Raw genomic sequence first — 12,113 nt, 5'->3', positions numbered from 1 at the left:
TAGCGTCCAATACAAACGTTTGTTTGAATCGGCTCCAGCCCAGAGAAATCAAAGAAGCGCGGCTTATGACAGGGCATTTTGGCGTATTGACCAGAATGGGCGTTCCGGTCAAGATACGGGCGGTTTTGCGCTCGCCGTAGGCTGAATGGTGGTTTCAAGAGCACCTCTAAAGACAGGGCGTAGGCGGTAACCGGTGATGCGCAGCGCAGGTTCGGCGCGCAGTTTACACACCGCGAAGCGGCATGACTCGTCGGTCACGACTGACGAACGGTCATCCCGCTCAGCCGGCGTTTTTAGAGGTGCCCTTGTGCCCGATGAGCATCAACCGCCAGGTTCGCCTAGGCGACTTTCTTTTCACCGGAGAGTAACGAGGAATCCATGAAGGTTCTTGTAGCTGTCAAACGCGTTGTGGATTACAACGTCAAGGTTCGCGTCAAGGCGGACAATTCCGGCGTAGACCTCGCCAACGTCAAGATGTCGATGAACCCGTTCTGCGAAATCGCAGTGGAAGAAGCCGTACGCCTGAAAGAAAAAGGCGTTGCGACTGAAATCGTCGTCGTCTCCATCGGCCCGTCCACCGCTCAGGAACAGCTGCGTACCGCACTGGCTCTGGGTGCCGACCGCGCCATCCTCGTCGAATCCGCTGAAGACCTGACTTCCCTGGCCGTGGCCAAGCTGCTCAAGGCTGTGGTCGACAAGGAACAGCCTCAACTGGTGATCCTGGGCAAACAGGCCATCGACAGCGACAACAACCAGACCGGCCAGATGCTCGCTGCACTGAGCGGCTACGGTCAGGGCACTTTCGCCTCGAAAGTCGAAGTCTCCGGCGACAGCGTTGCCGTGACCCGCGAAATCGACGGCGGCGCGCAGACCGTTTCCCTGAAACTGCCAGCGATCGTCACCACCGACCTGCGTTTGAACGAGCCGCGCTACGCGTCCCTGCCAAACATCATGAAAGCCAAGAAGAAGCCTCTCGAGACGCTGACTCCGGACGCTTTGGGCGTTTCCACCGCCTCCACCAACAAGACCCTGAAAGTCGAAGCGCCGGCTGCACGCAGCGCGGGCATCAAGGTCAAGTCGGTGGCTGAACTGGTCGAGAAACTGAAAAACGAAGCGAAGGTAATCTGATCATGACTATCTTGGTAATCGCCGAACACGACAACAAGGTGCTGGCTCCGGCCACCCTGAACACCGTGGCTGCCGCTGCCAAAATCGGCGGCGACATCCACGTTCTGGTTGCAGGCCAGGGCGCTGGCGCCGTGGCTGAAGCCGCCGCGAAAATCGCTGGCGTGAGCAAAGTCCTGAACGCTGACAATGCTGCCTACGCGCATCAGCTGCCGGAAAACGTTGCTCCTCTGGTAGCAGAGCTGGGCGCTGGCTACAGCCACATCCTGGCTGCCGCCACTTCCAACGGCAAAAACATCCTGCCGCGCGTTGCTGCCCAGCTGGACGTTGACCAGATCTCCGAGATCATCTCGGTAGAAAGCGCTGATACCTTCAAGCGTCCGATCTACGCCGGTAACGCCATCGCTACCGTGCAATCGACCGCTGCGATCAAAGTGATCACCGTGCGTGCCACCGGTTTCGACCCGGTTGCCGCTGAAGGTGGTTCGGCTGCCGTTGAATCCGTTGCCGCTGCTCACAACGCCGGCACTTCCAGCTTCGTCAGCGAAGAACTGGCCAAGTCCGATCGTCCTGAGCTGACCGCTGCCAAGATCGTCGTTTCCGGCGGCCGCGGCATGCAGAACGGCGACAACTTCAAACACCTGTACGCTCTGGCCGACAAGCTGGGTGCTGCTGTGGGTGCATCCCGCGCCGCGGTCGACGCAGGTTTCGTACCGAACGACATGCAGGTCGGTCAGACCGGCAAGATCGTTGCGCCACAGCTGTACATCGCCGTCGGTATTTCCGGCGCGATCCAGCACCTGGCCGGCATGAAAGACTCCAAAGTGATCGTTGCGATCAACAAGGACGAAGAAGCGCCGATCTTCCAGGTGGCCGATTACGGCCTGGTGGCGGATCTGTTCGAAGCCGTACCTGAGCTGGAGAAGCTGGTCTAATTCGGCCGCTTCACTTATAAAGAGCCCGACCTTTTGGTCGGGCTTTTTTTTTGTCTCGGATTTGAGTGGGAGCGTTTCGCCATGGATCTGCATCGTCGGTTGGGCTGCTCGTGGTTGCTGGGGCTGGCATTGTTGCCGGGCCTGTCGGTGGCGGCGGGCAAATGCGAGCGGCTGGTCGTCACCGGCAGCCCGGATGCACCGCCGTATCTCTGGCAGGATCCGCAGAACCCCAAACAACTGATCGGTGCCAGCGCCGACCTGTTGCAACAGGTGGCGAAAGAGCTGGGGATCAAAGTCGATCTGCTGTACGCCGGCAAGCGTTCCCAGGCCCTCGACGAAGTGCGCAGCGGGCGCATGGACATGCTGGCTGACGCGCCGCTGACCTTCAACGAGCTAGAAAACCTCGACTATATACACCCGCCGTTGCTGGAAAACGACTATCTAGTTTGGACCCGCAAGGGGTCGACTCTGGTCTACAGCGAAGCGAAGGATCTCCAGGGCCATCAAGGAGGCTTGTCGGAAAAGTCTCGAATGACCCCGGCATTCGGCACTTTCGCCGAGCAGCAATTGACCCTGACCCGTACGGCAAACCTGACCCAGGCGTTTCAGAAACTTCTGCTGGGCGAGGTGGAATATGTACTCGCCGGTCGCTACTCGGGCATGGCGGCCGCGCAGGCACTGGGCATGGCCAATGATCTGCTGGCTTTTGAACAACCCATCGACCGGCCCGGTCTGTTCCTCGCGGTTTCGCACAACTCGGCCTGCAACGATCCGTGGTTGCGCGGACAGCTGGCCAAAAAGATGACAGAATTGCCCGCGTCCGGCCTGACGGAAGCCGCGCTGCAACGCAACATCGAGCGATGGAAGGCGCAGCAGCAACAGCCGCCGCAACCACCTGTCAGCGCCCCAAAACAGTAGGGATTCTTAGTGAGTAATCGACTTCTTTTCGCGGCCATGGCCGTTCTGGCCCTGGCCGGTTGCGCCAGCGATCCGGCACCCAACGAACAAATGCGCCTGACCGAGCAGGCCCTTGAGCAAGCCAAAGCCGTGGGCGCCACCGCCGAAGACGTGCCGGAAATGAAACTGGCAGAAGACAAGTTCAACCGGGCCAAAGGCAGCATGGCGGGTGAGTCCTACAAGAATGCGCGGATGCGATTCGAACAGGCCGAACTCGACGCACGTCTGGCGGAAGCCAAAGTGTTGACCCAGAAGAGCGAAGAGCAAGTGAACGTGCTCAACACCCGCATCGTCCGACTGCGCAAGCAACTGGGGGATGCCCAATGAGCCTGAAGTCCAAAGCCCTCGGCACTCTGATCCTCGCCGGTTGCGCCAGTCTTTACGGCTGCGCCGGTCAGCACAGCGAATCCGCATTGCAGCAGGCCAGCACCGACTTCCAGAAGGTCAAGGAAGATTCCAACGTGCTGCGTATCGCGCCGAAAGACGTGATCCGCGCCGGTGAGTCCCTGGCCCGTGCCGATCGTCTGTCGACGTACTGGGGCAGTGGCTCGGACGTGGTGCATTACGCCTACCTGAGCCAGCGCTACAGCGAAATCGCCCGTGAGCACACCAATCAGGTGCTCAACGAAGAGCGTGTGGCGAAGCTGGAGCTGGAGCGCCAGCGCCTGCAACTGGCCTTGCGCGAGTCCAAACTGCTGAGCGTGCAACAGCAGGGCAAATGGCTGGAAGAGCAGATCGTCGCGCTGGCCACCACCCAGACCGATCGTGGTCTGGTGATGACCCTCGGTGACGTGCTGTTCGATACCGGTGAAGCCGAGCTGAAAAACTCGGCCAACCGCGTGGTGCTGAAGATCGTGCAGTTCCTGCAACTCAACCCGAAACGCATCGTGCGCATCGAGGGCTACACCGACAGCACCGGCGGCAAGCAGGAAAACCTCAAGCTGTCCCGTGATCGCGCGCAGTCGGTGGCTGACGTGCTGACGGACCTGGGCATCGACGAAAAACGCATTCAGGTCGAAGGCTACGGCGACGAATATCCGGTGGACGCCAACGCTTCCGAGCGTGGGCGTGCGCAGAACCGTCGAGTGGAAATCGTGTTCTCCGACGAAAAAGGCCAGCTCGGCGCCGCCCGCTGAGGGTGGCGTTACTGGAAAGCCCGGGCTGTCAGGCAGCACCGGGCTTTTTTACGTCTGTCGATTACCTCACAAAGCAGTACAGATTTAACCGACACAGCACTGTATGGTTGACTAATATGGCAACTGTCCCAGTACACTTCCAAACTGTTCCGGTATTGTTTCACACAAGAATAAAACGCCCGTGAAATCGAGTGCTGCGTCATGACCAATCTCTTGCTCTACCAACGTATTGCTCAACAGCTGGCCGAAGATATCCGCCGTGGCGTCTATCAACCGGGCGAGCGCGTGCCTTCGGTGCGCAAGATGAGTTCGCAGCTCAACGTCAGCCATGCCACCGTATTGCAGGCTTACGCCAACCTCGAGGATCAGGGCCTGATCCGCGCGCGGCCGCAGTCCGGTTACTACGTGCACCAGACTCCCGCACTGACGGCGCCCACGCCGGACATCGCCCGGGTCGAACGGCCAGGCCTGGTCACCCGCAGCAGCATCATTCAGCAAGTGCTGGTCGAATCCCGTCGTGAAGGCGTGTTCCCGCTGGGTGCGGCGGTGCCGAGTGTCGATTACCTGCCGGTGCGCGCCCTGCATCAGCAACTGGCCAAAGTCACCCGCTTTCACAGCCCTCGGGCGTTCAGCTACATGTTCAGCCCGGGTTTCGAGCCGCTGCGCCGGCAGGTGGCGATTCGCATGCGTGATGCAGGTGTGGTGGTTGACCCGTCGGAAGTGGTGATCACCCACGGCTGTGTCGACGCATTGCAGATGTCGTTGCGAGTGCTGACCCGCCCCGGCGACCTGATCGCCGCCGAATCCCCCACCTATTACGGGTTGCTGCAACTGGCTGACCTGCTGGGCCTGAAAGTCATCGAGATTCCAAGCGATCCTGCCACCGGCATGAGCCTCGAAGCCCTGCAACTGGCGGCCAACCAATGGTCGATCAAGGCGCTGGTGCTGACCACTCGTCTGAGCAATCCACTCGGCGGCACCATGCCGGAAGAACGGCAGAAGCAATTGCTGAGACTGGCCTCGGACTTCGACATCCAGATCGTCGAAGACGACATCTATGGCGAGCTGATGTTCGAGCAGGGCCGTACCAAGTCGCTCAAGGCCTACGACCGGCTCGATCGGGTGATCTACTGCTCGAGTTTTTCCAAGACATTATCGCCCGGTGTGCGCATCGGCTGGATGATCGCCGGCAAGTACCAGCAGGAAATCCAGCGCTTGCAGACTTTCAGCACCCATTCGGCGTGCAGCGTCACGCAAATGGCCATCGCGGCGTACCTGGAAAACGGCGGCTATGACCGGCATTTAAGGTACATCCGCCAGGAGTACCGAAAAAATCTCAGCGCGTTTCAACTGGCAGTCCAGCAGTACTTTCCCGAAGGCACGCAGATGACCCGGCCCACCGGCGGATTCATTCTGTGGGTCAGTCTGCCAGGGCGGGTCAATACCCAGGAATTGCACGTGCGGGCGCTGCAACAGGGCATCAGCATTGCGCCGGGCCTGATCTTCAGCAACACGGAACAGTTCAACCACTGCATCCGGTTGAACTGTGGCATCCCGTGGAATCGCGAGGCGGAACGGGCGCTGATGACCCTCGGAATGCTGGCGACACAGCTCTGCCAGGAGATGGCCGGCGGATTTTGAAACAATGGCGGAGCTTGTCATGTGGCGTCCAACAGGCGAGCATATGGCCCTCTGCCGTTAGCTTCGTTGGGTTCATGAAAGCGAAATTTTCTGCCGTCTGGGTTGTGCTCTGCCTGTTGATGATGGGCCATGTGCCTGGCGCCATGGCGGCCGCGGCTCAGGAAAAGACGCCGGCCGCTGCCGCCGCGAAAAAACCGGTCACGGCCAAGAAAACCGTTCCAGCGAAAAAAGCACCGCAGAAAAAGGCTGCTCCCGCCAAGAAGCGCGCTCCGGTCGCTTCCAAGTCGAAGTCGGCGAAAGAAGTGGCCAAGACGCCATTGCCGTCCGCGAAGCTCGATTTGAGTCTTCCCAAAGACATGGTTCAGGAGTTGAAGCCTCCTGGCTCCGTGACGCTGCCCAAGCGCGAACCGATCCTGCCGCAGATGTTCGGCGACAAGAACAGCGGGTTCCAGCTCAACGGCCGTTTGCTCAGCAACGAAATGCAGTTGCAGCTGCGTAACGAAGAGCGCCGGGAAGTCGAAGGCGCGGCGCTGGATTTCGAGTTCAAGCAATAAATCGTCCCCGTCGGTGACCCGCAGACCAGACGCTTTGTCGGAGACTGGTCAGTCACTTTCGTTTCTGCGTAAAAACCCCGGTTCAGGCAATTTAAAACAGCCGTTTAAGCGGTTACCCTGTTCCGCGTCCCTTTAACACATTGCCCGCTGCGAGGAATGCGTCGTCATGAAATGCCGTGAAGGCTGTGGCGCCTGCTGCATTGCCCCTTCCATCAGTTCGCCGATTCCAGGCATGCCCGATGGCAAACCTGCCGGTGAACGCTGCGTTCAGTTGTCGGTCGATAACCTGTGCAACATTTTCGGCCGACCGGAACGTCCGGCGGTCTGCTCAGGATTCAAGGCCGATCCCGAAGTCTGCGGCAGCAGCCAGGAAGACGCGATCAGACTGCTCGGCTGGTGGGAGCAGATGACGGCGGCGTGATGTGTCAAACGAACGGAACTTCAACAATAAGGAATAAGACTATGGGTTCGCTGCATCGTATCGCTGTGTTGTGTGGTTTGACGGCCGTGCTGGCCACCTCGGCCGCCCAGGCTGAAGACTGGAAAGTCGCCAAGAACGAGGACGGCATCAAGGTCTCCCTGAGCGAAGTGCCGGGTTCGGACTACAAGTCTTATCAGGGCGTGACCGTGATGAAGACCACCATCGCCAAACTGCGCGCCTTGCAGGAAGACGTTTCCGGTGCCTGCGCCTGGATTCACGAATGCAAGACCCAGAAACTGCTCAAGCACGAAGGCGACCAGAGCTGGACCTACACCCAGTTCAACACCCCATGGCCGGTGACTCCGCGCGATTCGATCCTGCATGTCACCACTGTTGAAGGCGCCGATGGCAGCCTGACCCGTAACCTGGAAGGCGTGCCGAAGTACCTGCCTGAAGAAAAAGGTTTTGTGCGGGTTGCTCAAGTCAAAGGCTTCTGGAAGTTCGTACCAAAAGGCGATCAGGTTGAAGTGACCTATCAGGTTCACACCGAGCCGGGCGGCAGCGTGCCGTCGATGATCGCCAACAAGTTTGTGGTCGATGCACCGTTCAACACCCTGAAAGCCTTGAAAGAACGCGCCGAGAAGTAATTAACGCGTTCATCTGTAAACGCCCCGAACAACTCGGGGCGTTTTGTTTTCCAGGTTTATTGTGTTTCCAGATATGCGTTGGACGAAATTTTCACAAAGTCTCCAAGACAATTCGCCCGCGCTGTCTGCACCTGTCCCGGTGCGCCGTGCCTTGAATGAAAGCGTCCGGCAACGGGCACTAATCAATGGCAATGCCGCCGGTGATCGTGCAACATTTGCGCTCCGCGCAAGCCCCGGGGCCTGGAATGGCCAACAGAGGGCAGGGCGCAGCTGAATTTTTGCAACTTCAACTTCCAATGGGTCCTAAAACGACATGGCAAACCCGGACGCCCTGAGTCAGCAGCGATCTTCCAGTCGCCTGCTGCAACCGACCGTCAAATCGCATCTGGCCTACACGCTCCTGTGCGCGCTGGTCATGATGGTGATGTTTTCCGTGCTGCGCCTCGCGCTGCTGGTCTACAACCGCGAGATGATCCTCGACACCCCGGCCTCGACCTTCCTCGAAGCCTTCGCCAACGGCCTGCGCTTCGATATTCGCCTGGTGGTGTATGTCTGCATTCCGCTGGTGCTGGCGCTGTTCAGTGCCCGGGCCATGGCGGCGCGCGGGTTCTTCCGTCTGTGGCTGACCGTCGCTTCGAGCATCGCGCTGTTCCTCGGCCTGATGGAGATGGACTTCTATCGCGAGTTCCACCAGCGCCTCAACGGCCTGGTGTTCCAGTACGTGAAGGAAGACCCGAAAACCGTGATGAGCATGCTCTGGTACGGTTTCCCGGTGGTGCGCTACCTGCTGGCGTGGGCCGTGGGCACGCTGATCCTGACCCTGGCGTTCAAGGGCGCCGACCGTCTGACCCGTCCGCGTGGCCCGTTCAGCGGTGGCAACGTCGGCACCCGTCAAGTGGCGCCATGGTATGCGCGTCTGGCGGTGTTCGTGGTGTGCCTGCTGATTTGTGTGGTCGCCGCTCGCGGCACCCTGCGTCAAGGCCCGCCACTGCGCTGGGGTGACGTGTACACCACCGATTCGAACTTCGCCAACCAGCTCGGCCTCAACGGCACGCTGTCGCTGATCGCGGCGGCCAAGGACCGGATGGGCGAGGATCGCGACAACATCTGGAAAGCCACGCTGCCGCAGGATCAGGCGCAGAAAGTGGTTCGCGAAATGCTCATGACGTCGGACGACAAACTGGTGGATGCCGATATCGCCGCCGTGCGTCGTGAATACACGCCGCCTGCCGACAAGACCCTGCCGATCAAGAACGTCGTCGTGATCCTGATGGAAAGCATGGCCGGTCACTCGGTGGGCGCACTGGGCGCGCCGGGCAACATCACGCCGTACCTCGACAAGCTGTCGAAGGAAGGCCTGCTGTTCGACCGTTTCTTCTCCAACGGCACCCATACCCACCAGGGCATGTTCGCCACCATGGCCTGCTTCCCGAACCTGCCGGGTTTCGAATACCTGATGCAGACCCCGGAAGGCAGCCACAAACTGTCCGGCCTGCCGCAGTTGCTCAGCGCTCGTGACTATGACGACGTGTACGTCTACAACGGCGACTTTGCCTGGGACAACCAGTCCGGTTTCTTCAGCAACCAGGGCATGACCAACTTCGTCGGCCGCAACGACTTCGTGAACCCGGTGTTCTCCGATCCGACCTGGGGCGTGTCCGACCAGGACATGTTCGACCGTGGTCTGGTGGAGCTCAAGGCGCGCGAAAACGGCAAGCCGTTCTACGCGCTGCTGCAGACCCTGTCCAACCACACGCCGTATGCCTTGCCGACGCCGTTGCCAGTCGAGCGCGTGACTGACCGTGGCCCGCTCAACGAGCACCTGACCGCCATGCGTTATTCGGACTGGGCGCTGGGTCAGTTCTTCGAGAAGGCCCGCAAGGAGCCGTACTTCAAGGAAACCCTGTTCGTCATCGTCGGCGACCACGGCTTCGGCAACGAGCGTCAGATCACCGAAATGGACCTGGGCCGTTTCAACGTGCCGATGCTGATGATCGCACCGGGCATCCAGGAAAAATTCGGTACTCGTGACCACACCGTGGGTACGCAGATCGACATCGTGCCGACCATCATGGGTCGCCTCGGCGGCGAAGTGCGCCATCAGTGCTGGGGCCGCGATCTGCTGAACCTGCCGCAGGGTGACACCGGTTTCGGTGTGATCAAGCCGTCGGGCAGCGAGCAGACCACCGCCATCGTCACCGCCGACCAGATCCTGGTGCTGCCGAAAGAGAAGGAAATGGCACCGAAGATCTATCAGTACGAACTGGGCGCGAACCCGCACGCCGAAGTGGTACCGGATGCACCGCGCACTGCCGAGCTGAAACTCAAGCTCGAAGCGTTCCTGCAAACGGCCACCAAGAGCCTGATCGACAACACCGCCGGTGTGATTAACGGCAAGCCGGACTGATCATTCGGCGCAATAAAAAAGAGGCCCTTGAAGGGCCTCTTTTTTTTGTCGGTCAAACAGTCATATCCGACCGAGTAACAACAGCACCAACAGTACTACCAGCACCACACCGATAATGCCCGAAGGGCCATAACCCCAACTTCTGGAGTGCGGGAAGACCGGCAGACCACCGATCAGCAACAGGATCAGGATAATGATTAGAATTGTGCCCATGTCTATTTCCTTGTTGATAGTGTCTGTGAAGTCTTGGTGTTCAAGGGCGGCTGGAAGTTGAACTAAATCCAGACGGCTTACAAATTCCGACTGGTGCGCATGAAAGAAAATTCAATGTTTTTTTAAGGTATTTGGCTCGCGTGCTTATTTCGTTTGTTGTCGCGGTTTGCCCTCGCCATTCAGCAATCTGATGGAGCGTGGGTCGCTGCGGATCCTTCGCTACACTCCGCGCATCTTCCCCGGAACAACAAGGCTGTCTGCTATGCAAAATCGCATGATGATCACTGGCGCGGGCTCAGGCCTGGGTCGCGAAATCGCGCTGCGCTGGGCGCGTGAAGGCTGGCAACTGGCCTTGTCCGACGTCAGCGAGCCAGGTTTGCAAGAGACCCTGAAACTGGTCCGCGAAGCCGGCGGCGACGGTTTCATCCAGCGCTGCGACGTGCGTGATTACAGCCAGCTCACCGCGTTTGCCCAGGCCTGCGAAGTGAAACTTGGCGGCATCGACATCATCGTCAACAACGCCGGCGTGGCCTCGGGCGGTTTCTTCAGCGAACTGTCGCTGGAGGACTGGGACTGGCAGATCGCGATCAACCTGATGGGCGTGGTCAAGGGCTGCAAGGCGTTTCTGCCGCTGCTGGAACAGAGCAAGGGCAAGATCATCAACATCGCCTCGATGGCCGCACTGATGCAGGGCCCGGCGATGAGCAACTACAACGTGGCCAAGGCCGGTGTGGTGGCGTTGTCCGAAAGCCTGTTGATCGAACTGGCCCAACAGGAAGTCGGGGTTCATGTGGTCTGCCCGTCATTCTTCCAGACCAATCTGCTGGATTCTTTCCGTGGCCCGACGCCGGCGATGAAAGCCCAGGTCGGCAAGTTGCTGGAAAGTTCGCCCATCACCGCCAGCGATATTGCCGACTACATCTACCAGCAAGTCGCAGCCGGCGAGTTCATGATCCTGCCCCATGAACAAGGCCGTATGGCCTGGGCGATTAAACAGAAAAACCCGCAGTTGCTGTATAACGAAATGACCGCGATGGCTGAAAAGATGCGCGCCAAGGCCAGACAGAACAACGGCTGAACTTGCCCGGGGTTCGCAGCATCGTTAGGGTGGCCGCAACAGTCACCCTGACGAGATGTCTTGCATGCTTAATTACCTGTGGTTCTTCCTCGCCGCGCTGTTTGAAATCGCCGGCTGTTTCGCGTTCTGGATGTGGCTGCGCCAGGGCAAGAGCGCCCTGTGGGTGATTCCCGCGCTGATCAGCTTGACTCTCTTTGCGCTGTTGTTGACGCGTGTCGAAGCGACCTACGCTGGTCGCGCCTATGCCGCTTACGGTGGCATCTACATCATTGCTTCGATTGGCTGGCTGGCGGTGGTCGAGCGCATCCGCCCGTTGGGTTCGGACTGGATCGGTGTGGCGCTGTGTGTGATCGGGGCCAGTGTGATCCTGTTCGGGCCACGGTTTTCCGCGAGCTGAATCTTGCAGGCCTGAAGGAAACGTCTGAAGGCTTGCGCGACCTGATGCGTAGGGAATGACTGAATTGCCCGGCGTGCATTGTAGGGCGGTCGAAACCCGCGCATCTTCAAGGCTCGCAAACCTTGAAGGACACCCCCCCCATGCTTGTACTCAGCCGTGTTGTCGGTGAACTGATTTCCATCGGCGACAACATCACTCTGCGCGTTCTGGCGGTCAACGGCTCCAGCGTGCGGTTCGGCGTCGAAGCGCCGGAGCAGGTCGGCGTGCATCGCGCCGAGGTCTACGAACGGATTCAGCGCAAACAGGCCAGCGGCAAGGGCCGCTGACCGTTTTCAGTCGAACAGGTGCTTGGGCACGTCGTGCTTGAGCATCAACTGGCATTGCTCGCTTTCCGGATCGAAAACGATGAGCGCCTGGCCTTTGGTCAGCGCCTGGCGAACCCGCAGTACGCGGGTTTCCAGCGGCGTGTCGTCACCGTTGTCGGTACCGTCGCGGGTGACGAAATCCTCGATCAGGCGGGTGAGGGTGTCGACTTCGAGCGCGTCGTAGGGAATCAGCATGGGCACCTCGGCTAAATCAATGTCGGGATGCTACGGCGAATG

General features: G+C 59.6%; 15 protein-coding genes. 13 read left to right on the top strand and 2 right to left on the bottom strand.

Annotation, left to right across the window (positions count from 1 at the left end):
• The first annotated feature begins 378 nt into the window (after window positions 1–378).
• From K5E37_RS03525 to K5E37_RS03480, 10 genes are all read left to right on the top strand, one after another.
• On the top strand, window positions 379–1,128 hold the full coding sequence (locus K5E37_RS03525) for an electron transfer flavoprotein subunit beta/FixA family protein (RefSeq protein WP_007950859.1): 750 nt from the start codon (window positions 379–381) through the stop codon (window positions 1,126–1,128).
• 2 nt (window positions 1,129–1,130) lie between these two features.
• Entirely contained in the window at window positions 1,131–2,060 is a 930-nt protein-coding gene (locus tag K5E37_RS03520; RefSeq protein ID WP_007950863.1) for an electron transfer flavoprotein subunit alpha/FixB family protein, read from the top strand.
• A gap of 81 nt (window positions 2,061–2,141) precedes the next feature.
• Window positions 2,142–2,978: an ABC transporter substrate-binding protein gene (locus tag K5E37_RS03515; RefSeq protein ID WP_085607278.1), complete on the top strand. Its 837-nt coding sequence runs from the start codon at window positions 2,142–2,144 to the stop codon at window positions 2,976–2,978.
• A gap of 9 nt (window positions 2,979–2,987) precedes the next feature.
• Complete coding sequence (locus tag K5E37_RS03510; protein ID WP_170929392.1) at window positions 2,988–3,344, top strand: DUF4398 domain-containing protein; 357 nt, start codon at window positions 2,988–2,990, stop codon at window positions 3,342–3,344.
• Window positions 3,341–4,153: an OmpA family protein gene (locus K5E37_RS03505; protein WP_007950867.1), complete on the top strand. Its 813-nt coding sequence runs from the start codon at window positions 3,341–3,343 to the stop codon at window positions 4,151–4,153. Before K5E37_RS03510 ends, K5E37_RS03505 begins: the two co-directional genes overlap by 4 nt.
• 201 nt (window positions 4,154–4,354) lie before the next feature.
• Window positions 4,355–5,794: a PLP-dependent aminotransferase family protein gene (locus K5E37_RS03500; protein ID WP_007950868.1), complete on the top strand. Its 1,440-nt coding sequence runs from the start codon at window positions 4,355–4,357 to the stop codon at window positions 5,792–5,794.
• A gap of 74 nt (window positions 5,795–5,868) precedes the next feature.
• Window positions 5,869–6,348 carry a translation initiation factor 2 gene (locus tag K5E37_RS03495; protein ID WP_085607276.1) on the top strand — a complete coding sequence of 160 codons (480 nt, stop codon included), beginning with the start codon at window positions 5,869–5,871 and terminating at the stop codon, window positions 6,346–6,348.
• A 166-nt stretch (window positions 6,349–6,514) separates the two neighbouring features.
• Complete coding sequence (locus K5E37_RS03490; RefSeq protein WP_007950870.1) at window positions 6,515–6,769, top strand: YkgJ family cysteine cluster protein; 255 nt, start codon at window positions 6,515–6,517, stop codon at window positions 6,767–6,769.
• A 41-nt stretch (window positions 6,770–6,810) separates the two neighbouring features.
• Window positions 6,811–7,416, top strand: coding sequence for an START domain-containing protein (locus K5E37_RS03485; RefSeq protein ID WP_007950871.1), 606 nt, complete (start codon window positions 6,811–6,813; stop codon window positions 7,414–7,416).
• Window positions 7,417–7,729: 313 nt separating this feature from the next.
• Window positions 7,730–9,823: an LTA synthase family protein gene (locus K5E37_RS03480; RefSeq protein ID WP_127799270.1), complete on the top strand. Its 2,094-nt coding sequence runs from the start codon at window positions 7,730–7,732 to the stop codon at window positions 9,821–9,823.
• Window positions 9,824–9,883: 60 nt separating this feature from the next.
• Here the strand turns inward: K5E37_RS03480 and K5E37_RS03475 are convergent, their stop codons facing one another.
• The gene (locus K5E37_RS03475) at window positions 9,884–10,042 is read right to left on the bottom strand and encodes a DUF3309 family protein (protein WP_169432680.1); all 159 of its coding nucleotides are present in this window, start codon (window positions 10,040–10,042) and stop codon (window positions 9,884–9,886) included.
• A 256-nt stretch (window positions 10,043–10,298) separates the two neighbouring features.
• Between K5E37_RS03475 and K5E37_RS03470 the strand changes: the two genes are divergently transcribed.
• From K5E37_RS03470 to csrA, 3 genes are all read left to right on the top strand, one after another.
• Window positions 10,299–11,114, top strand: coding sequence for an SDR family oxidoreductase (locus K5E37_RS03470; protein ID WP_221533149.1), 816 nt, complete (start codon window positions 10,299–10,301; stop codon window positions 11,112–11,114).
• A 64-nt stretch (window positions 11,115–11,178) separates the two neighbouring features.
• Window positions 11,179–11,511, top strand: a complete 333-nt coding sequence (locus tag K5E37_RS03465; protein WP_007950874.1) for a YnfA family protein — start codon at window positions 11,179–11,181, stop codon at window positions 11,509–11,511.
• Window positions 11,512–11,651: 140 nt separating this feature from the next.
• Complete coding sequence (csrA, locus tag K5E37_RS03460; RefSeq protein WP_007950875.1) at window positions 11,652–11,837, top strand: carbon storage regulator CsrA; 186 nt, start codon at window positions 11,652–11,654, stop codon at window positions 11,835–11,837.
• Window positions 11,838–11,843: 6 nt separating this feature from the next.
• On the opposite strand, the gene K5E37_RS03455 is transcribed toward csrA, so the two are convergent.
• Window positions 11,844–12,071 (bottom strand): YheU family protein, encoded by a 228-nt coding sequence (locus K5E37_RS03455; protein ID WP_003192759.1) that lies wholly within the window; start codon window positions 12,069–12,071, stop codon window positions 11,844–11,846.
• Between the last annotated feature and the right edge of the window lie 42 nt (window positions 12,072–12,113).

This window comes from Pseudomonas sp. RIT778, from assembly GCF_019718735.1.
GTDB classification, from domain to species: Bacteria; Pseudomonadota; Gammaproteobacteria; order Pseudomonadales; family Pseudomonadaceae; genus Aquipseudomonas; species Aquipseudomonas aphyarum.
Note: the sequence above shows the minus strand (reverse complement) of the source record. Positions and strands in the feature narration are given on the sequence as shown.